Source organism: Streptomyces sp. CLCI03, assembly GCF_053615355.1.
This window is the reverse complement of record NZ_CM132132.1, coordinates 2,401,447-2,422,972: the sequence shown is the minus strand read 5'-3', so window position 1 is coordinate 2,422,972 and position 21,526 is coordinate 2,401,447. Positions and strand designations below refer to the sequence as shown.

The following is a 21,526-nucleotide window of genomic DNA, read 5'->3' as shown; positions in this document are numbered from 1 at the left end:
ACCATCCATGACTGACAAGACCGCGGGCGGCGACGTCCGCCTCTCCGGGATCAGCAAGCACTACGGCACCTTCACCGCCGTGCACCCGCTGGATCTCACCATTCCCCAGGGCTCCTTCTTCGCCCTGCTCGGAGCCTCCGGCTGCGGGAAGACCACCACCCTGCGCATGATCGCCGGCCTGGAGGAGCCCTCCACCGGCACCGTGCACCTCGGCGACCGCGACGTCACCGACCTGCAGCCGTACAAACGCCCGGTCAACACGGTCTTCCAGAGCTACGCGCTCTTCCCGCACCTGAGCATCTTCGAGAACGTCGCCTTCGGGCTGCGCCGCCGCGGCATCAAGTCGGTCAAGAAGCAGGTCGACGACATGCTGGAGCTGGTCCAGCTCGGCCAGTTCGCCCAGCGCAAGCCGCACCAGCTCTCCGGCGGCCAGCAGCAGCGCGTCGCCGTCGCCCGCGCCCTGATCAACCACCCGCAGGTGCTGCTCCTCGACGAGCCGCTCGGCGCCCTCGACCTCAAGCTGCGCCGTCAGATGCAGCTGGAGCTCAAGCGGATCCAGACCGAGGTCGGCATCACCTTCGTGCACGTCACGCACGACCAGGAGGAGGCCATGACCATGGCCGACACGGTCGCCGTGATGAACGGCGGCCGCGTCGAGCAGCTGGGCGCCCCCGCCGAGCTGTACGAGAACCCGGGCACCACCTTCGTCGCCAACTTCCTCGGCACCTCGAACCTGATCGAGGCCACCGTGGAGACCGCCGGTACCGGCGCCGCGGCGGGCTCCGGATCCGAGATCGTCGTCTCCGCCTCCGGCGCCACCCTGCGGCTGCCCGCGGCCCGCTGCGCGACCACCCCGCGCACGGGCGGAAAGCTGCTGGTCGGCGTGCGCCCCGAGAAGATATCCCTGGTCCACGCGGACGAGGAGCACACCATCGCGACCGGCCGCAACAAGATCTCCGGGCGGATCGCCGACTCCTCCTTCATCGGCGTCTCCACCCAGTACGTCATCGACAGCCAGGTCTGTCCTGAGCTGGAGGTGTACGTCCAGAACATCGAGCGGGACAGCCGCCTGGTGCCGGGCGCCGAGGTGATCCTGCACTGGAACCCGGAGCACACCTTCGGCCTCGATGCCGATCAGGACATCGACGCGGGCATCGAGACGGTGGAGGAGAGCGCATGACGACCACCGCGGCGCCGCCCCAGGCGCCCGCCCCTGCCGAACCCCCGGTGCACAAGGCGTCCCTGCGCAAGCGGCTGATCCCGTACTGGCTGCTGCTCCCCGGCATCCTGTGGCTGCTGGTGTTCTTCGTCCTGCCGATGATCTACCAGGCCTCCACCTCGGTGCAGACCGGCTCCCTCGAAGAGGGCTTCCAGGTCACCTGGCACTTCGGGACCTACTGGGACGCCTTCACCGAGTACTACCCGCAGTTCCTGCGCTCCCTGCTCTACGCCGGCACCGCGACCGCGCTGTGCCTGCTGCTCGGGTACCCGCTGGCCTACCTGATCGCCTTCAAGGCGGGCCGCTGGCGCAATCTGCTGCTGGTCCTGGTCATCGCCCCGTTCTTCACCAGCTTCCTGATCCGCACCCTCGCCTGGAAGACGATCCTGGCCGACGGCGGCCCGGTGGTCGGCGTCCTCAACAGCGTCGGCTTCCTCGACGTCACCAGCTGGCTCGGCATGACCGAGGGGGATCGGGTACTGGCCACGCCGCTCGCGGTGGTCTGCGGTCTGACCTACAACTTCCTCCCCTTCATGATCCTGCCGCTGTACTCCTCGCTGGAGCGCATCGACACCCGCCTGCACGAGGCGGCCGGGGACCTGTACGCGCGCCCCGCCACGGTCTTCCGGAAGGTGACCTTCCCGCTCTCGATGCCCGGCGTGGTCTCCGGAACCCTGCTCACCTTCATCCCGGCGAGCGGCGACTACGTGAACGCCGAACTGCTCGGCTCCACGGACACCCGGATGATCGGCAACGTCATCCAGTCGCAGTACCTGCGGATCCTCGACTACCCGACGGCGGCCGCGCTGTCCTTCATTCTCATGGCGATCGTGCTGATCATGGTCACCATCTACATCCGCCGAGCGGGGACGGAGGACCTGGTCTGATGCGCAATCCCCTCACCTGGCTCCGGCGCAACCTGGTCGTCATCGCGGGCCTCGGCACGCTCGCGTACATGATCCTGCCGAACGTCGTCGTCACCGTCTTCTCCTTCAACAACCCCACCGGGCGGTTCAACTACGCCTGGCAGGAGTTCTCCCTCGACGCGTGGAAGGACCCCTGCGGGGTCGCCGACATGTGCGGTTCGCTGTCCCTCTCGCTCCAGATCGCGCTGTGGTCCACCCTCGTCGCGACCGCCCTGGGCACCGCGATCGCCTTCGCGCTCGTGCGCTACCGCTTCCGGGCGCGCGGCGCGGTCAACTCGCTGATCTTCCTGCCCATGGCCATGCCCGAGATCGTGATGGCGGCCTCGCTGCTCGCCCTCTTCCTCAACATGGGCATCCAGCTGGGCTTCTGGACGATCCTGATAGCCCACATCATGTTCTGCCTCAGCTTCGTCGTCGCCGCCGTCAAGGCGCGTGTCCTGTCCATGGACCCGCGGCTGGAGGAGGCCGCCCGCGACCTCTACGCCGGCCCGGTGCAGACCTTCGTACGGGTCACCCTGCCGATCGCGGCGCCCGGTATCGCGGCGGGCGCGCTGCTCTCCTTCGCGCTCTCCTTCGACGACTTCATCATCACCAACTTCAACTCGGGCAACACCGTCACCTTCCCCATGTTCGTGTGGGGCTCGGCCCAGCGCGGTACGCCCGTGCAGATCAACGTCATCGGTACGGCGATGTTCGTCATCGCGGTGCTGGTGGTCCTCGCCGGCCAGATGGTCGGCAACCGCCGCAAGAAGGCACAACCGAAGTAGTTCGGGAAAGCACGTCATCAGTTCCGTAGGGAGTTGGAAGACATGGCCCCAGTCGCCATGCGTAGTGTTGCGAAATCCCTTTCCGAAGCGAAGCCGGTCTCGTACTGGCTGGACGACCCCGGCAAGCCGGCCCCCGAGCCGGCGCTCACCTCCGACGAGCGCTGCGACCTGCTGGTCATCGGCGGCGGCTACAGCGGACTGTGGACCGCGCTGATCGCCAAGGAGCGCGACCCGGGGCGGGACGTCGTACTGATCGAGAGCAAGGAGGCGGGCTGGGCCGCCTCCGGCCGCAACGGCGGATTCTGCGCCGCCTCCCTCACCCACGGCCTCAGCAACGGCATGGCCCGCTGGCCCGGCGAGCTGGCGAAGCTGGAGGAGATGGGCGCCCGCAACCTCGACGCCATCGAGGAGGCCGTCGCCCGCTACGGCATCGAATGCGACTTCGAGCGGACCGGCGAGATCGACGTCGCCACCGAACCGCACCAGGTCGAGGAGCTGCGCGAACTGCACGAGGAGGCGCTGCGCCTGGGACTGGCCGACGGCTCCGAGTGGCTGGACGGCGAGGCCATGCGCGCCGAGGTCGACTCACCGACCTTCCTCGCGGGCCTCTGGGACCGCGAGGGCGTCGCCATGCTCAACCCGGCGAAGCTGGCCTGGGGCCTCAAGCGGGCCTGCCTGGAGCTCGGGGTGCGGATCTACGAGAACACCCGCGGCCTGAAACTGGCCCAGGCCGGCTCCGGGACGACCGTGACGACCCCCTACGGCACGATCCTCGCGCGTCGGGTCGCCCTCGGCACGAACATCTTCCCCTCGCTGGTCCGTCGGGTCCGCCCGTTCACCGTCCCGGTCTACGACTACGCGCTGATGAGCGAGCCGCTCGACGAGGCCCAGCTGGCCGCGATCGGCTGGAAGCGGCGGCAGGGTCTCGGCGACAGCGCCAACCAGTTCCACTACTTCCGGATCACCCGCGACAACCGGATCCTGTGGGGCGGCTACGACGCGATCTACCCCTACCGGGGCAAGCTCGACTCCGAGTACGACCACCGCCCCGAGACCTACCTCAAGCTCGCGGAGCACTTCTTCACCGCCTTCCCGCAGCTGGAGGGCCTGAAGTTCAGCCACGCCTGGGGCGGTGCGATCGACACCTGCTCGCGCTTCTCCGCCTTCTTCGGCACCGCGCACTCGGGGAAGGTGGCCTACGCGGCCGGCTACACCGGGCTCGGCGTGGGCGCCACCCGGTTCGGGGCGGAGGTGATGCTCGACCTCCTGGACGGGCTCTCCACCGAACGCACGCGGCTGGAGATGGTGAAGTCCAAGCCGATGCCGTTCCCGCCCGAGCCGTTCGCCTGGACCGGGATCGCGCTCACCAAGTGGTCGCTGGCCCGCGCGGACGCCCGCGGCGGGCACCGGAATCTGTGGCTCAAGGCGATGGACAAGCTCGGCCTCGGCTTCGACAGCTAGTCCATCGAGTCCGTCCGGTCCGTCGTGTGCGGATCGCGCCGGGCGTGCTCGCGGCGCGATCCGCCCGTCACCGTGTGACCTGATTCACTACCATGGAGTAACGAAACCCGCGTCATACCCGCGCCCGGCCCCGCTCTCTCCAGGTGAGAACCCCACACCTACAGGGAACGGAGGCCGGGCGATGACGATTCCGGGGGCCAAGACGGCGGTGGAATGGCTGGTATCGGTGGCGCCGGATCCGGACGCCTGCCGGCGGGAATGGGAGCGCAACCCCCTCGGGGTCGCCCTGCTGCCCGCCGGCCACCGCTGGGACGTACTGATCCTGCCCGGGGAGCTGGGGCGGCCCACCCTCGACGTGCTCCGCCTGATCCTCGACCGACCCGGCCCGGTGCTCGCCGATTTCGGGGCCACGTGGCGGAGCCAGGCATCGATGCCGAGGCTGGGCTTCTTCGTGCCCGCGGGCACGTCGTCGCGGTGGCTCGGCACCGGTGTACGGGGTGCCGGTCGCGGGAGCTGGATCGTGGTCCCGTATCCCGGTCGGGCCGCAGGCGGGTTCCGCTGGCTGGAACTCCCGGACGGCGAGGGGACGCTCACCGACCCGGCCGTGCTGGAGCTCGCGATGCACGAGGCGGCCGCGTGCGTGCTGACGCATGGAGGCCGGAAGTCTTGACAAGGGTATTGGTCTGGACCATCTTGGGCGCCGCTGACCCCCTCCATCCCCCCATGCCCCGGAGGCAGTTGTGCGCAGAGCCCTACCCCTTCTCACGGCCGCCGCCCTCGCGGTGGCCGGCTTCCTCGCCGCGGGCCCGCCCGCCGCGGCGGCCGACGCCGACCTCGTACGCAACGGCGGATTCGAAGCCGGACTCGACGGCTGGAGCTGCTCCGGCGGCAGCGGAGCCGCCGTCACCACACCCGTCCACCTGGGAAGTTCCGCCCTGCGGGCCACCCCGGCCGGCCAGGACAACGCCCGCTGCTCCCAGACCGTCACCGTCGCGCCCGACTCGACGTACACGCTCGGCGCGTGGGTGCAGGGCGCGTACGTCTACCTCGGCGCGAGCGGCACCGGTACCACCGACGTGTCCACGTGGACGCAGACGCCCGGAGCGTGGAAGCAGCTGACGACCACCTTCCGCACGGGCCCGTCCACCACCTCGGTGACCGTGTACACCCACGGCTGGTACGGCCAACCCGCCCACCTCACCGACGACCTCACCCTGGTGGGCCCGGACCCCGGCGGTCCCGGCGGGCCCCAGCTCCCGGCCGCCCCCACCGGCCTGACCGCCTCCGCCACCTCGTCCACCTCCGTCGCACTGACCTGGTCGGCGGTGCCGGGCGCCACCTCGTACACCGTCCACCGGGACGGCGCCGCGCCGCTGTCCGTCACCTCCGCCTCGGCGGCCGTGACCGGCCTCACCGCGGCCACCACCTACACCTTCCGGGTCAGCGCGGCGAACGCGGCGGGCACGTCCCCGCAGAGCGCGCCCGCCACCGCGACCACACCCGGTGGCGGTGGAGGCGGCGGCGGTGGCCTGCCCGCGCACGCGCTCGTCGGCTACCTGCACGCGAGCTTCGCCAACGGCTCCGGCTACGTCCGGATGGCCGACGTACCCGCCTCCTGGGACGTCATCAACCTGGCCTTCGGCGAACCCACCTCGGTGACCTCGGGCGACATCCGCTTCCGGCTCTGCCCGGTCGCGGAATGCCCGAACGTCGAATCCGAGGCCGAGTTCAAGGCGGCCGTCAAGGCCAAGCAGGCCGCCGGCAAGAAGGTGCTGATCTCGATCGGCGGCCAGAACGGCCAGGTCCAGCTCGCGAGCACGGCCGCCCGGGACACCTTCGTCTCCTCCGTCAGCAAGATCATCGACGAGTACGGCCTCGACGGCCTGGACATCGACTTCGAGGGCCACTCCCTGTCCCTGGCCACCGGGGACACCGACTTCCGGGCGCCCACCACCCCGGTGATCGTGAACCTCGTCTCGGCCGTGAAGACCCTGAAGGCCAAGTACGGCCCGGACTTCGTCCTGACCATGGCCCCGGAGACCTTCTTCGTCCAACTGGGCTACCAGTACTACGGCTCCGGCCCCTGGGGCGGCCAGGACCCGCGCGCCGGCGCGTACCTCCCGGTCATCCACGCCCTGCGCGACGACCTCACCCTGCTCCACGTCCAGGACTACAACTCGGGCTCGATCATGGGCCTCGACAACCAGTACCACTCCATGGGCGGCGCCGACTTCCACATCGCCATGACCGACATGCTGCTCACCGGCTTCCCGGTCGCCGGGAACACCGCGCGGGTCTTCCCGGCCCTGCGCCCGGACCAGGTCGCCATCGGCCTCCCGGCCACGACCAACGCGGGCAACGGACACACCTCACCCGCGGAGGTGACCAAGGCGCTGAACTGCCTGACGAAGAAGACCGACTGCGGGACGTACCAGCCCCACGGCACCTGGCCGGGGCTGCGCGGCCTGATGACCTGGTCGATCAACTGGGACCGCTTCGGCGGCTGGGAGTTCAGCCGGAACTTCGACGCCTACTTCGGCGGCTGAGCCGATCGGTCCGGCCGGCCCTTGCCGGGCCGGCCGTGCCGGTCGGCCCACGCCACGCCCAGCAGCAGGGGTGTGCACATCAGCAGGCTCGCCAGGACGTCGAGCGGCCAGTGCCACCCCCGCAGGATCAGACCGACGGCCGTCGCCCCCGTGAGGACCAGGGCGACGGCCGTCGGCCATGCCCGGCGGGTGTACGGGCGCAGGAGCAGCGCCGCGCCGAGGTAGGCGACGGCCGCGGTGGCCGTGTGGCCCGAGGGGAAGTAGCCGGCGGCCCAGGGTTCCAGCGGGCCGGGCCGGCCGGTCCACTCCTTGAACGGGATGACCAGCGCCGGCACCAGGGCCATCGCCAGGCCCGCGGCCCCGGCGGCCAGGGCCCGCCCGCGCCGGGCGGCGTAGGCCATGGCCAGGACGAGCACGGGGACGGCGACCGGGACGTTGCCGAGGTCGGAGAGGCGCTCGGTGACCGGGTCCGGGACGGTGCGCACCAGGGCGCGGCTGAGCGCGTGGTCCGGGGTCAGCAGTGGGCCGGAGACCAGCACCTGCCAGGTGACCAGGGAGAAGAGGAGGCCGCAGACGGCGGCGATCAGGAGAGGAGTGGCCGGCCGTCCCGGAACAGGGGGGATGGTTCCGGGACGGCCGCCCGGACCGGGTTGCCGGGCGCCCCGGGGGGTTTGGGGCGAACGGCTGTCCGATCGGTGAGGAGTGTGCGCGAACGCATGCCCAGTACGGTGCTGGGGAAGCCCAGTACTGGTGTCGCCCCCGGTTTCCCTGGAGCGGGGTGTCTCACTCATCTGCAGAAACCGTACGGCAGCGAAAGGGGGACCGACAGCAGGATCGCGCTCCCGCCATCGGCCCCCCACAGCTTCTTCACAGCGTCCGCCCGTTACCGCCGGTAGCTACCGGTTGCGGCGTGCGCACGTTCTAGCCGTTCGATCAGATGGCCGTGCCGATGGCCGCGAACGCGGCCTCGATGAGGTCCAGGCCCTCGTTCAGCAGGTCCTCGCCGATGACGATCGGCGGGAGGAAGCGGAGCACGTTGCCGTAGGTGCCGCAGGTGAGGACGAGCAGGCCCTCGGCGTGGCAGGCCTTGGCGAGCGCGCCGGCCGCCTCCGGGAACGGGGTCTTGGACACCGGGTCCTTGACCAGCTCGATCGCGATCATGGCGCCGCGGCCGCGGATGTCGCCGATGATGTCGTACTTCTCCTGCATGGCCGTCAGGCGGGCCTTCATGACGGACTCGATCTTCTTCGCCGCGGCGTTGAGGTCGAGCTCCTTCATGGTCTCGATGGAGCCGAGCGCACCGGCGCAGGCCACCGGGTTACCGCCGTAGGTGCCACCCAGGCCACCCGCGTGCGCGGCGTCCATGATCTCGGCGCGACCGGTCACGGCGGCGAGCGGCAGACCGCCCGCGATGCCCTTGGCGGTGGTGATCAGGTCCGGGACGATGCCCTCGTCCTCGCACGCGAACCACTGACCGGTGCGGCAGAAGCCGGACTGGATCTCGTCGGCGACGAAGACGATGCCGTTGTCGTTGGCGAACTTCACGATCGCGGGCAGGAAGCCCTTGGCCGGCTCGATGAAGCCGCCCTCGCCGAGGACCGGCTCGATGATGATCGCGGCGACGTTCTCGGCGCCGATCTGCTTGGTGATCTGGTCGATCGCCTGGGCGGCGGCCTCGGGGCCGCAGTTCTCGGCGCCGGTGGGCCAGCGGTAGCCGTAGGCGACCGGGACGCGGTAGACCTCGGGGGCGAACGGACCGAAGCCCTGCTTGTACGGCATGTTCTTCGCCGTGAGCGCCATGGTGAGGTTCGTGCGGCCGTGGTAGCCGTGGTCGAAGACGACGACGGCCTGGCGCTTGGTGTACGAACGGGCGATCTTGACGGCGTTCTCGACGGCCTCGGCGCCGGAGTTGAACAGGGCCGACTTCTTGGCGTGGGTGCCCGGGGTCAGCTCGGCGAGGGCCTCGCAGACCTCGACGTAGCCCTCGTACGGGGTGACCATGAAACAGGTGTGGGTGAAGTCGGCGAGCTGCGCGGAGGCGCGACGCACGACGGCCTCGGCGGAGGCGCCGACCGAGGTCACGGCGATGCCGGAACCGAAGTCGATCAGGCGGTTGCCGTCGACGTCCTCGATGATGCCGCCGCCCGCGCGGGCCGTGAAGACGGGCAGCACGGAGCCCACGCCACCGGCCACGGTCTGCAGGCGACGGGCCTGCAGCTCCTGCGACTTCGGGCCGGGGATCGCGGTGACGATCTTGCGCTCCTGCGGAACAGCGGTCATGGAGGGCTCCTGGGGGGTGTTTTCGGACGCACTTGTCTCTTTGTCCGCAGGCTAGGCCCGGGAGCGGGGGTCCTGCATGCTCCGTTCGGTAGTGATCACCACGTGTCCTTGTCCGTGACGGCCATAGGAAGGACGCGGGCACGCGTCTTGTGGACGGCACGGCGAACCGGAGCACGCGTACGGACCCACGGCCGGCGTCGGGCAACTACATTGAGCGACGCAGCGCAGGCACGGGCAGGGGGCAGGGGTTTCATGGACACCGACGGCACGCACGACGGACAGGCGACCCGCTCGGATCGCATGCCGAGACCTGCGGCCGCGCCCCCGGCACACCCCCCGAAGCCGCGCCACGCACCGGACCGGGGTCCGACCGTCGCCGACTGGCTGCGCACCCCTCGCCCGGACGCCGAGCCGGGCGTATGGCGCTACGGCCACACTCCGCGCGCGGAGGTGGAGCCGCCGACGGCCGCCGACCGGGCGCTCGCCACCGGAGCCGTCATCTCCTTCCTGGCGTGCGTCCTCGTCTGGTCGCTCATGCGCAATACGTACATCCCCTTCTGGGACGCGCCGCTCAACCTCTTCACCCCCGACAGTTGGTACGCAGCGAACGGGGAGCCCGTCATGGGGACGGGCGGGATGCGGGCGAAGCCGATCTACGAACTGCTCTTCGTCTCGGCGCTCCTCTACGGATTCGGCCGGCTCGGCAGCTGGAGGACCGCCTGGAACCGCCTGATCGTCGCGCGCGGGCCCTGGGCTCCGGCCCTCGCCGTCGTGCCGTTGGCCTGGGTCACGCTGCTCCTCGTCGACAACTACCAGCTGCCGCTCCGGCAGCTGGTCCTCTCCTTTCTGCCGTACGCCACGGACCGCGACAACCTCGCGATGGACAGTGCGGCGAAGACCGCGATCGACGTGGCCGTCGTCCTGGCCTTCGCCTGGCTCGGCGGCGCCGGCCGCCTGCTGCGCCGGCTCCTGCCGACCTCGACCCCGGCGGGACCGGACCGCCCCCGGGTGACGCCGGCCGACGAGCAGGAGGACGACCCCGCGCGGTGGCCCCAGTTGCGGGCCGCCGGGCTCGGGGACCTGGCCGAGCGGTTGGAGGCGGAGGCCGGGCGTGGGCGGATGAACGATGTGGACTACACCCGGATCCGGCGCGCGTGGGACTCCGTGCGCGTCGACCCCTCGCGCATGCGGGCCTTCGCCGACGCCGTGCGCGACAAGGGCGCCGGCGCCTGTGTGCACCCGTCCGGGGCGCGGGACCTGCCCGTGCGGGCCGCCCGGCACGATCTGCTCGCCCGGCAGGTCCTGCTCGGCACCGTCGAGGACGGCACGCGCAACCCCTACCCCCGCCGTGGCACCGCCCTCGCCCTCGACCCCGACGTGCTCGGTACCTCCCTGCTCGCCGTCGGGCCCTCCGGCACCGGCAAGACCCGGCACCTGGTGCGGCCCGTCGTCGAGTCGCTCTCGCTCCAGGCCCTCGCCGGCCAGGCCGCCGTCGTCGCCGTCGGAGCCACCGGTGCCCAGCTCGGCCCGGACGCCGCCTTCGACGTCGTGGTCCGCGTCGGCGACCCCGCCTCCGTCTACGACCTCGACCTCTACGGCGGCGCCACCGACCCCGACGAGGCCGCCACCCTGCTCGCCGAGGCCTTCGTCGGGGACGTCCCCGGGATCGACGTACGCCGGGCCGCGACCGCCCTCGCCCAGCTCCTCGGGCCGTTCCGGGCGGCGTACGAGCGCTTCCCGGCCGTGCCCGAGCTGCGCGAGCTGCTCGACGGGCTGCCCACCGCCCTCGACACCCTGCGCCGCGACCTCGCCGGGCAGCACGCCATGCTCCGCGAGCTCGACGCCCGAGCCCGCCAGCACGGTGCCCCCGCCGATCCCGGCCCGGCCCTCGCCGACCGGGTGGCCCTGCTGGACCGGCCCGTCTTCGCCGGCTTCTTCGACACCACCGGCCAGGGCCGGCCGTTCTCGCTGCGCGCCCTGGAGCACCCGATCCGCGTCCGTGTCGACCTTCCCGAGCGCGGGCACGCCGACGCCTCCCGGATGCTGGCCCGGCTGCTGCTCGCCCAGTTCAACGCCGCAGCGGCCGCCCGCACCGACCGCTCCCTCTTCGCCTTCCTCGCCTTCGACGACGCCTCCCACACCCTGACCGCCGGCACCGTGCGGGGCGTCCAGAGGTTGCGCTCGGCGCACGCGGGCGTGCTGCTCACGCTGCGCACGCTGGACGACGTACCGGAGGAGCTGCGGACACCGCTGCTCGGGTCCGTCGGCTGCCGGATGGCCTTCTCCGGGGTCACCACCTGGGACGGCAAGCGGTTCGCCGAGGCCTGGGGTACGGAGTGGGTGGAGACGCGGGACGTCACCCACCGCACCGTCTTCGCCGACCAGCCGCTCACCCGGCTGATGCACTCCTTCCGCAAGCTCGTCACCGGCAAGGCCGTCACCACGGACGCGGTGACCGTGCGCCAGGTGGAGCGCGAGCGGTGGTCCGCCTCGGACCTGGCGCACGCCGTGCCGCCGGGGCACGCGGTGCTGTCGCTGACCTCGGTACGCGGGGAACGCGCGGCTCCGCTGCTGGTCCGCCTGGCCGGAACGTCCTGACCCGCACCTCGACCCGTACGAGGTGGCAGAATCGAGGGGAGTCGTTCGTACGACACGGCGAAAACCGTCGGCGGTCTGCCTCCTGACCCTCCCTCTCGCCCCCTCCCGCTAAGGCCACTGGTAACCGATGCCGCTCACCCTCGCCTCACTCGTCCAGCACTCGGCGCTCAAGCTCAGCGTCCGGGCGGGGGAGGGGCGCCTCGACACCCCGGTGCGCTGGGCCCACGTCAGTGAGCTCGCCGATCCCGTCCCCTACATGGAGGGCGGGGAGCTGCTCCTGATCACCGCGATGAAGCTGGACGCGGGAGACCCGGAGGAGATGCGGGCCTACGTACGCCGCCTCGCCGCCGCCGGGGTCGTCGGCATCGGCTTCGCGATCGGGGTCAACTACGAGGAGATCCCCGAGGCGCTGGTCGAGGCCGCGCGGACCGAGGACATGCCGCTGCTGGAGGTACCGCGGCGGACCCCCTTCCTCGCGATCAGCAAGGCCGTCTCCGCGGCCCTCGCGGCGGACCAGTACCGGGCCGTGACCGCCGGGTTCGAGGCCCAGCGGGAGTTGACGCGGGCCGCGCTCTCCGTCGACGGCCCCACCGAACTGCTGGTGAAACTGGCCGCGCACGTCCACGGCTGGGCCGCCCTGTACGACACCTCGGGCGCGGTCGTCGCGGCCGCACCCGACTGGGCCGCGCGCCGCGCCGCCCGGCTGACCCCCGACGTGGAACGGCTGCGGGAGCGTCCGGCGCCGGCGAGTGCCGTGGTCGGCGGCTCCGAGGACCGCGTCGAACTCCAGTCCCTGGGCACGGGCCGGCGGGCCCGCGGCGCGCTCGCCGTCGGTACCGCGGCCCCGCTCGGCACGGCCGAGCGATACGCCGTCCACTCCGCCGTCGCGCTGCTCACCCTCACCACCGAACGCTCGCGCTCGCTGCACGACGCCGAGTCCCGGCTGGGGGCGGCGGTGCTGCGGATGCTGCTCGCGGGCGAGGCGGACCACGCGCGGTCCGTGGCCGGGGACCTGTACGGGGCCCTGCTGGAGGCGCCGTTCCGGATCGTCGTGGCCGAGCCGGCCCTCGCGGGGACCGCCCAGCCGGAAGGCCTGGCGCTGCTGTCCGACGCTGTGGAGTCGGCCGCCGCCCGGACCGGGGAGGCGCTGCTCGTCGTCCCCGAGGCGGGCCGACTCGTGGTCCTGGCCTCCGACGGGGGCTCGGCCGTCCAGGCGTGCGTGGACCACGCCGAGGTGCTGGAGGCGAGGCGCGGCCGGGACGCGTCCGGGCCGGAGCCGGACGAGCTGGTGGTCGGCCTGTCCGCGCCGGCCGGACCGGGCAGTGTGGCGGCGGCCCTCAAGCAGGCCGACCAGGCCCTGGCCGTGGCCCGGCGCCGTGGCCGGCCGATGGTGGAGCACGAAGACATGGCGGCGGGCTCGGTCCTGCCCCTGCTGGCCGACGACGCCGTACGGGCCTTCGCGGACGGCACCCTGCGCGCCCTGCGGGAGCACGACGCGACCGGGCGCGGCGACCTGGTGGCCTCGCTCCAGGCCTGGCTCTCCCGCCACGGGCAGTGGGACGCGGCCGCGGCCGACCTCGGCGTGCACCGGCACACCCTGCGCTACCGGATGAAGCGGGTCGAGGAGATCCTCGGCCGCTCCCTGGAGGACCCGGACGTCCGCATGGAACTGTGGCTCGCCCTCAAGGCCACCTCCGCTCCCTCCTAGGCCGTCTCTTTCGGATCTTGCCGGGCGACCCCGCGTCGTCCGGTGCCGCGCGACGGCGTCCGACGCCGGGCGGCGAAGTCCGGGCGATCCGGAAGGGACGACCTAGGGGCCCCGCTCGGCGCACCGGACAGTGACAAAGCGGCGAAGCGCGACGACCCGCCGCTCCATCAGGGACAAACGCCGAAACCCCGACGGAGTTCTACGGTGGAGGGGTCAGGACCCACCGCACACTCTCGAAGGGCCGGGATTCGCATGACTTCCACCCACGCCTTCTGGCTCGCCGGCCGCCAGGCCACCGGCGAGGACAGCTTCGACGTCCACTCCCCGTGGGACGGCCGACTGGTCGGCACGGTCAGCGTGCCCACCGACGAGCAGGTCGAAGAGGCCGTGGCCGCGGCGTACGCCGTGACGGCGGAGTTCTCCGCGACCCCCGCCCACGTCCGCGCCGCCGCCCTGGACCACGTGTCCAAGCGGCTCGCCGAGCGCACCGAGGAGATCGCCCAGCTGATCTCCGCCGAGAACGGCAAGCCCGTCAAGTGGGCCCGCGGCGAGGTCGGCCGTGCGGTGTCCGTGTTCCGCTTCGCCGCCGAAGAGGCCCGCCGCTTCAACGGTGGAGAGGCCCAGCGCCTGGACACCGACGCCGGTGGTGTCGGCCGTCTCGCGCTGACCCGCCGCTTCGTCAAGGGCCCGGTCCTCGGCATCGCGCCGTTCAACTTCCCGCTGAACCTGTGCGCCCACAAGGTGGCCCCGGCCATCGCCGTCGGCGCGCCGATCATCCTCAAGCCCGCCCCGGCCACGCCGCTGTCCGGTCTGATCCTGGGCGAGCTGCTCGCCGAGACCGACCTCCCGGCCGGCTCCTGGTCGGTCCTGCCGGTCGCGAACGACAAGATGCCGGCCCTGGTCAAGGACGAGCGCCTGCCCGTCATCTCCTTCACCGGTTCCGACACCGTCGGCTACGCCATCCAGCAGTCGGTGCCCCACAAGCACTGCACCCTGGAGCTCGGCGGCAACGCCGCGGCCGTCGTCCTGGACGACTGGTCCTCCGAGGCCGACCTCGACTGGGCCGCGACCCGTATCGCGACCTTCTCGAACTACCAGGCCGGCCAGTCCTGCATCTCCGTGCAGCGCGTGATCGCCGACGCCTCCGTCTACGACCGCCTCGTCGAGAAGGTCGTCGAGAAGGTCCAGGCCCAGGTCACCGGTGACCCGTCCGACTCCGCCACCGACGTCGGCCCCCTCGTCTCCGAGGCCGCCGCCCAGCGTGTCGAGTCCTGGGTCGACGAGGCCGTGGCCGGCGGAGCCAAGCTGCTCACCGGCGGCAAGCGCGCGGGTGCCTCGTACGAGCCCACCGTCCTGGCCCACGTGCCGGACGGCGTCAAGCTCGCCACCGAGGAGGTCTTCGGGCCGGTCCTGACGCTGAAGAAGGTCGAGAACACCGACGAGGCCTTCGCCGCCGTCAACGACTCGAAGTTCGGTCTGCAGACCGGCGTCTTCACCCGCAACGTGCAGACCGCGTTCCGCGCCCACCGCGAGCTCGAGGTCGGCGGTGTGATCATCGGCGACGCGCCGTCCTACCGCGCCGACCAGATGCCGTACGGCGGCGTCAAGCAGTCCGGTGTGGGCCGCGAGGGCGTCCGTTACGCGATGGACGACTACACGTACGAGCGGGTCCTGGTCCTGACCGGCCTCGACATCTGATCTCGTACGGCCAAGAGCCGGCGGCCGGAGCCTACTGTGCGGGGGCTCCGGCCGTCTCCTTTTCTCGGGGCTCGGTTCGCCTCGGCTCGGTTCGCCTCCGGGGCGCCGGTGCCGGCTCCAGGACGGCGCGCCCCTTCGGCTCACCCGCCCGGGCGTAGGCGCGCCGACGGGCCGGATTTCCCTCGCTCGGACGGCCCGGCTTTTCCCGGCGGGCCGGAGAGGGTACGACTCACAGGTAGCACCGGCCAGTAGGCCGGTACCACCGACTCCGGCGGCGAGGTGAGTCCCCTCATGTCCGCAACACAGCCCAAGGTGACCGAGCGCGAGGCACGGCAGGTCGCGGAGGCGGCCCGGGAACAGGACTGGCGCAAACCCAGTTTCGCCAAGGAACTGTTCCTCGGACGCTTCCGGCTCGACCTGATCCACCCCCATCCGCTCCCCGCCGACGAGGACGTCCGGCGGGGCGAGGCCTTCCTGGCCCGGTTGCGGGAGTTCTGCGAGACCCGCATCGACGGGGCCCTCATCGAGCGCGAGGCGAAGATCCCCGACGAGACCGTGCGCGGCCTCAAGGAGCTCGGCGCCCTGGGCATGAAGATCGACCCCAAGTACGGCGGCCTCGGTCTCACCCAGGTCTACTACAACAAGGCGCTGGCCCTCGTCGGCTCGGTCAGCCCCGCCATCGGGGCGCTGCTCTCCGCCCACCAGTCGATCGGCGTCCCCCAGCCGCTGAAGATGTTCGGCACGCAGGAGCAGAAGGACGCCTACCTGCCCCGCTGCGCCACCACCGCCATCAGCGCCTTCCTGCTCACCGAGCCCGACGTCGGCTCCGACCCGGCGCGCCTGGCCACCACGGCGGTCCCCGACGGCGACGACTACGTGCTCGACGGCGTGAAGCTGTGGACGACCAACGGGGTCGTCGCGGACCTGCTCGTCGTGATGGCCCGCGTACCGAAGTCCGAGCACCGCCGGGGCGGGATCACCGCCTTCGTCGTCGAGGCGGACTCGCCGGGGATCACCGTCGAGCACCGCAACGCCTTCATGGGCCTGCGCGGCCTGGAGAACGGCGTCACCCGCTTCCACCAGGTCCGGGTCCCGGCCGCCCAGCGCATCGGCGCCGAGGGCGCCGGGCTCAAGATCGCCCTGACCACGCTCAACACCGGCCGGCTGTCCCTGCCCGCCATGTGCGTCGGCGCCGGCAAGTGGTGCCTGAAGATCGCCCGAGAGTGGTCCGGCGTACGCGAACAATGGGGCCGACCGGTCGCCCGCCACGAGGCGGTCGGCGCGAAGATCTCCTTCATCGCCGCCACCACCTTCGCCCTCGAAGCGGTGGTCGACCTCGCCTCCCAGATGGCCGACGAGGACCGCAACGACATCCGCATCGAGGCCGCCCTCGCCAAGCTCTACGGCTCCGAGATGGCCTGCCTGATGGCCGACGAACTCGTCCAGATCCGCGGCGGGCGCGGCTTCGAGACCGCCGAGTCCCTCGCCGCCCGCGGCGAACGCGCCGTCCCCGCCGAGCAGATGCTCCGCGACCTGCGCATCAACCGGATCTTCGAGGGCTCCACCGAGATCATGCACCTGCTGATCGCCCGCGAGGCCGTCGACGCCCACCTGTCGGTGGCGGGCGACCTCATCGACCCGGAGAAGGCACTCGGCGACAAGGCCAAGGCCGGGGCCCGCGCCGCCGGGTTCTACGCCCGCTGGCTGCCCAAGCTCGCCACCGGCCCCGGCCAGGTCCCCGGCACCTACCGTGCCTTCCACCCGAGCGGCCACCCCGACCTGTCCACCCACCTGCGCTACGTGGAACGCAGCGCCCGCAAACTCGCCCGCTCCACCTTCTACGCCATGTCCCGCTGGCAGGGTCGGATGGAGACCAAGCAGGGCTTCCTCGGCCGGATCGTCGACATCGGCGCCGAACTCTTCGCGATGAGCGCGGCCTGCGTCCGCGCCGAGCACCTGCGCGCCACCGGCGCCCACGGACGCGAGGCCTACCAGCTCGCCGACGCCTTCTGCGAGCAGTCCCGGCTGCGCGTCGAGGAGCTCTTCGGCCGGCTCTGGTCCAACACCGACGACCTCGACCGCAAGGTGGTCGCGGGCGTACTGTCCGGCACCTACGCCTGGCTGGAGGAGGGCGTCCTCGACCCCTCCGGTGACGGCCCCTGGATCGCGGACGCGACGCCCGGACCCTCGACCCGCAAAAACGTGCACCGCCCGATCCGCTGACCTGCGATCATCGCCGGACGTCGGACAGACGTACGAGGATGAGTACGAGTACTGGTACGCGTACGAGCACAGCGCGAGGCGGACGAGAACGATGTCGACGGCCGAGGAAGACCGCACCAGCCGACGGCTGGCCTGGTGCGTGGCGCACCTGCTGCGCCACGCACCGGACCACGTCGTCACCGACATGATCGGCAGGCTGGACGAGCCCACCCGCAAGTACCTGTGCCGGGACGAATGGCTGTCGGCCTCGACCGTCACCCTGCTCCTGCGCCACGGCGGCGCCACCGACCGGACCTTCATCGCGCGCAACCCCCGGGTCGTCGGCCGGCCGCTCCCCGGCCTGCCCGGACCCGCCCGCTACGCCCGCCGCCGCACACCCCCCGAACTCCTGCCGGTGCTCCGCGCCGAGCTCGGTAGGGACCCCTCCGAGGAACCGCCGGACGTGACCGAGCTCGCCGGCCTGCTGCGCCGGCACGGCCGGCGCGGACCGCGGGTCCCGCTGGACATCCTGGCGCCGGGGTACCGACCGGACCCGGGAGCGCTGCTCGCCGAGCATCTGCGCGAGCCGCTGCCGACCGGTGCGGTCGAGGCCCTGCTGCTCGCCCTGGACCTGCCCCTGGAGACCGTCCACGCCTTCCTGGCCGCCCCGCAGGGGCCGTCGGACGGGCGCTCCTGGCACCGGCCCGCCGTCCGCGCCGTGCGGATGGGCCGGGTCACGCACGAGGAACTCGTCACGCACGTCGCCCCGGCGTACCGGACCCTGCTGCTCGCCCGCCTCCCCGACACCGCCGGTCTGCGCTGGACCCTGCCCGAACAGGCCGGCATGCAGACGGCCGTCCTGCGGGCCCTGCGCCCGCTGGGGGACGACCCCCGCCTGTGGGCGGAACTGCTGCGGCACGCCCCCGGACACCGGGGCCCGCTGCCCGCCCTGGTCGCCGCACTGACCGACGGCACCGTGCCCGAGGCGGCCGACGCGGGTCAGCCCGGCCCCGACCTCGTCCGCGCCGTACGCCACCTGACGCCGACGGCCGGCGAGCCCTACGGGGGCGTGGAACGCGAGCTGGCCCTGACGAGCCTCGCCGTACCGATGGACAGCGTCGCGGAGGACATCCGCTGGGTGCGCGACTGCCTCGACCGCGGCCTGCTCACCGGCCAGGACGTGATCCGGCACAAGCTGCCCGCCTGTTGGGCCCTCGACCAGGACCACTGGCTGGGCGACGTGGACCATCCCGACCGGCACAACCGCCCCGCGGCCGTCCTCGCCTCCCACGCCGAGGCCGACCGGCTGCTGGCCCTGGCCCTCGACGAGGACCCCGAGGCCTGGTGGACCGTGGCCCGTACGCTCCCGGAGTTCGCCGGAACCCTCCCGCACCTGCTCCTGCGGGTAACGGAAGGGGGCTCCGTGTCCGGCCGCTCGTGACTTGCGGCAACAATGGGGGGCATGAGCGACCGCCCAGCCCCCCTCGCCGACCCGCACCTCCTCTTCGACCCCGCGGCCGGCCTCCGGGACATCGTCATCCTCGGGTCCACCGGGTCCATCGGGACCCAGGCCATCGACCTCGCCCTGCGCAACCCCGACCGGTTCAGGGTCACCGCGCTGTCCGCCGCCGGCGGGCGGGTGGAGCTGCTGGCCGATCAGGCCCGGCAGCTGCGGGTCAGGACCGTGGCCGTGGCCCGCGAGGACGTCGTACCGGCCCTGAAAGAGGCGCTGAGCGCCCGGTACGGGCCGTCCGAGCCGCTGCCCGAGATCCTGGCCGGTCCGGACGCCGCGGCCGAACTCGCCGCCTCCGAGTGCCACACCGTCCTCAACGGCATCACCGGTTCCATCGGCCTCGCGCCGACCCTCGCCGCGCTGCGGGCGGGCCGGACCCTGGCCCTGGCCAACAAGGAGTCGCTGATCGTCGGCGGCCCGCTGGTCAAGGCCCTCGCGAAGCCCGGCCAGATCATCCCCGTGGACTCCGAGCACGCCGCGCTCTTCCAGGCGCTGGCCGCCGGCACCCGCGCCGACGTCCGCAAGCTCGTGGTGACCGCCTCCGGCGGCCCCTTCCGCGGCCGTACCCGCGCCGAGCTGGCGAAGGTCACGGTCAAGGACGCGCTCGCCCACCCCACCTGGGCCATGGGCCCGGTGATCACCGTCAACTCGGCGACCCTGGTCAACAAGGGGCTGGAGGTCATCGAGGCGCACCTGCTCTACGACATCCCCTTCGAGCGGATCGAGGTCGTCGTCCACCCGCAGTCCTACGTGCACTCGATGGTGGAGTTCACCGACGGCTCCACGCTCGCCCAGGCCACCCCGCCGGACATGGGCGGCCCCATCGCGATCGGCCTCGGCTGGCCCCAGCGGATCCCGGACGCGGCCCCCGCCTTCGACTGGACCAAGGCATCCACCTGGGAGTTCTTCCCGCTGGACACCGAGGCCTTCCCGTCGGTGGGCCTCGCCCGGCACGTGGGCACCCTCGGCGGCACCGCCCCGGCCGTGTTCAACGCGGCCAACGAGGAGTGCGTGGAAGCATTCCTGGCAGGTCGGCTGCCGTTCACAGCAATCATGGATACGGTCTCTGCCGTGGTCGATGAGCACGGGACACCTGAGTCGGGAACCTCCCTGACGGTCCAGGACGTCCTAGAAGCGGAGGCCTGGGCCAGGGCCCGGGCGCGGGAGATGGCGGCTCGGGCCGCCGCGGAGGCGCGCGCATGACACTACTGATGACGGTGCTCGGGGTCGTGGTCTTCGCGGTCGGCCTGCTGGTCTCCATCGCGTGGCACGAGCTGGGGCACCTCTCCACGGCCAAGATCTTCGGCATTCGCGTGCCGCAGTACATGGTGGGCTTCGGCCCGACCATCTGGTCGCGGAGGAAGGGCGAGACCGAGTACGGGATCAAGGCCATCCCGATGGGCGGCTACATCCGCATGATCGGGATGTTCCCGCCCGGCGAGGACGGCAAGGTCACCGCCCGCTCCACCTCTCCGTTCCGGTCGATGATCGAGGACGCGCGCTCGGCCGCGTACGAGGAGCTCCAGCCCGGGGACGACACCCGGCTCTTCTACACGCGCAAGCCGTGGAAGCGCGTGATCGTGATGTTCGCCGGGCCGTTCATGAACCTCGTCCTGGCCGTGGCGATCTTCCTCACGACCCTGATGACCTTCGGGCTCAACACCCAGACCACCTCGGTCGCCACCGTCTCGGACTGCGTCATCCAGCAGAGCGAGAAGCGCGACAAGTGCGCCCCCGGCGACCCGGCCGCCCCCGCCAAGGCCGCGGGCCTGAAGGCCGGCGACAAGATCGTCGCCTTCGACGGTCGACCGGTCGGCGACTGGTCCGCCCTGCAGAAGGACATCCGCGCCACCGTCGGACCCGCCACGATCACGGTGGAGCGGGCCGGGCAGCGGGTGGACCTCAAGGCGAACCTGATCGAGAACAAGGTCGCCAAGACGGACGGCAGCGGCCGCTACGTCAAGGACGAGTACGTCACCGCGGGCTTCCTCGGCTTCGCCCCCGCCTCCGGCTACGTGCCGCAGTCCTTCGGCCAGTCCGTCGACCGCATGGGCGAGATGATGCAGGCCGGCGTGGAGTCGCTGGTAGCCCTTCCCTCCAAGGTCCCGGACCTGTGGAACGCGGCCTTCAACGGGGCCGAGCGCAAGCAGGACAGCCCCATGGGCGTCGTCGGCGCCGCGCGGGTCAGCGGTGAGATCTTCACCCTCGACATCCCCGCCCAGCACCAGCTGGTCTTCTTCCTCAACCTGCTGGCCGGCTTCAACCTCTCGCTGTTCCTGTTCAACATGCTGCCCCTGCTCCCGCTCGACGGCGGGCACATCGCCGGCGCCCTGTGGGAATCGCTGCGGCGCACCGTCGCCCGGATCTTCCGACGCCCCGACCCCGGCCCGTTCGACGTGGCGAAGCTGATGCCCGTCGCGTACGTGGTCGCGGGCCTGTTCATCTGCTTCACCCTGCTGGTGATGGTCGCGGACGTGGTGAACCCGATCAAGATCACCTAGTACGGGGGGGGCTCTACACCGGCACCACCGGAGCCGGGCACGGATCGTGCCCGGCTCCCTACGTTCGGGTGGCGGACCCCTCGGATGCACGGCCCGCGCCGTGGTTG

15 protein-coding genes are annotated in these 21,526 nt (G+C 71.8%); 13 read left to right on the top strand and 2 right to left on the bottom strand.

Features of this window, described 5'->3' with window-relative positions:
* The first annotated feature begins 7 nt into the window (after positions 1-7).
* The 6 genes from ACWG52_RS10855 to ACWG52_RS10830 all read left to right on the top strand — a co-directional run bounded on the left by ACWG52_RS10855 (position 8) and on the right by ACWG52_RS10830 (position 6,919).
* The gene (locus ACWG52_RS10855) at positions 8-1,180 is read left to right on the top strand and encodes an ABC transporter ATP-binding protein (protein ID WP_389805092.1); all 1,173 of its coding nucleotides are present in this window, start codon (positions 8-10) and stop codon (positions 1,178-1,180) included.
* Positions 1,177-2,106 (top strand): ABC transporter permease, encoded by a 930-nt coding sequence (locus ACWG52_RS10850; RefSeq protein ID WP_389805089.1) that lies wholly within the window; start codon positions 1,177-1,179, stop codon positions 2,104-2,106. The genes ACWG52_RS10855 and ACWG52_RS10850 overlap by 4 nt, the downstream gene beginning before the upstream one ends.
* Complete coding sequence (locus ACWG52_RS10845; RefSeq protein WP_030718627.1) at positions 2,106-2,912, top strand: ABC transporter permease; 807 nt, start codon at positions 2,106-2,108, stop codon at positions 2,910-2,912. Before ACWG52_RS10850 ends, ACWG52_RS10845 begins: the two co-directional genes overlap by 1 nt.
* Before the next feature lie 42 nt (positions 2,913-2,954).
* A complete protein-coding gene (locus ACWG52_RS10840; RefSeq protein WP_453128561.1) occupies positions 2,955-4,373 on the top strand; it encodes an NAD(P)/FAD-dependent oxidoreductase in 1,419 nt (472 codons plus the stop codon).
* A gap of 181 nt (positions 4,374-4,554) precedes the next feature.
* The gene (locus ACWG52_RS10835) at positions 4,555-5,043 is read left to right on the top strand and encodes a hypothetical protein (RefSeq protein ID WP_389805082.1); all 489 of its coding nucleotides are present in this window, start codon (positions 4,555-4,557) and stop codon (positions 5,041-5,043) included.
* Positions 5,044-5,155: 112 nt separating this feature from the next.
* Positions 5,156-6,919 carry a chitinase gene (locus ACWG52_RS10830; protein ID WP_453129058.1) on the top strand — a complete coding sequence of 588 codons (1,764 nt, stop codon included), beginning with the start codon at positions 5,156-5,158 and terminating at the stop codon, positions 6,917-6,919.
* On the opposite strand, the gene ACWG52_RS10825 is transcribed toward ACWG52_RS10830, so the two are convergent.
* Positions 6,904-7,458, bottom strand: coding sequence for a phosphatase PAP2 family protein (locus ACWG52_RS10825; protein WP_389805079.1), 555 nt, complete (start codon positions 7,456-7,458; stop codon positions 6,904-6,906). The two genes, ACWG52_RS10830 and ACWG52_RS10825, sit on opposite strands and share 16 nt — an antisense overlap.
* Positions 7,459-7,852: 394 nt before the next feature.
* Positions 7,853-9,199 carry a 4-aminobutyrate--2-oxoglutarate transaminase gene (gene gabT, locus ACWG52_RS10820; RefSeq protein WP_030012869.1) on the bottom strand — a complete coding sequence of 449 codons (1,347 nt, stop codon included), beginning with the start codon at positions 9,197-9,199 and terminating at the stop codon, positions 7,853-7,855.
* Between the two features lie 252 nt (positions 9,200-9,451).
* On the opposite strand from gabT, the gene ACWG52_RS10815 reads away from it, so the two are divergent.
* The 7 genes from ACWG52_RS10815 (at position 9,452) to ACWG52_RS10785 (ending at position 21,419) form a co-directional block, all read left to right on the top strand.
* Entirely contained in the window at positions 9,452-11,797 is a 2,346-nt protein-coding gene (locus tag ACWG52_RS10815) for a type IV secretory system conjugative DNA transfer family protein (protein ID WP_390141450.1), read from the top strand.
* A 127-nt stretch (positions 11,798-11,924) separates the two neighbouring features.
* Positions 11,925-13,505: a PucR family transcriptional regulator gene (locus ACWG52_RS10810; RefSeq protein WP_389805073.1), complete on the top strand. Its 1,581-nt coding sequence runs from the start codon at positions 11,925-11,927 to the stop codon at positions 13,503-13,505.
* Between the two features lie 252 nt (positions 13,506-13,757).
* Positions 13,758-15,203 (top strand): aldehyde dehydrogenase family protein, encoded by a 1,446-nt coding sequence (locus ACWG52_RS10805; protein ID WP_352163813.1) that lies wholly within the window; start codon positions 13,758-13,760, stop codon positions 15,201-15,203.
* 291 nt (positions 15,204-15,494) lie between these two features.
* Complete coding sequence (locus tag ACWG52_RS10800) at positions 15,495-17,426, top strand: acyl-CoA dehydrogenase family protein (protein WP_389805069.1); 1,932 nt, start codon at positions 15,495-15,497, stop codon at positions 17,424-17,426.
* A gap of 91 nt (positions 17,427-17,517) precedes the next feature.
* Complete coding sequence (locus ACWG52_RS10795; protein WP_389805066.1) at positions 17,518-18,846, top strand: serine/threonine-protein kinase; 1,329 nt, start codon at positions 17,518-17,520, stop codon at positions 18,844-18,846.
* Between the two features lie 21 nt (positions 18,847-18,867).
* Positions 18,868-20,121, top strand: coding sequence for a 1-deoxy-D-xylulose-5-phosphate reductoisomerase (gene dxr / locus ACWG52_RS10790; protein ID WP_389805063.1), 1,254 nt, complete (start codon positions 18,868-18,870; stop codon positions 20,119-20,121).
* Entirely contained in the window at positions 20,118-21,419 is a 1,302-nt protein-coding gene (locus ACWG52_RS10785; protein WP_389805060.1) for a M50 family metallopeptidase, read from the top strand. Before dxr ends, ACWG52_RS10785 begins: the two co-directional genes overlap by 4 nt.
* The last annotated feature ends 107 nt before the right edge of the window (positions 21,420-21,526 follow it).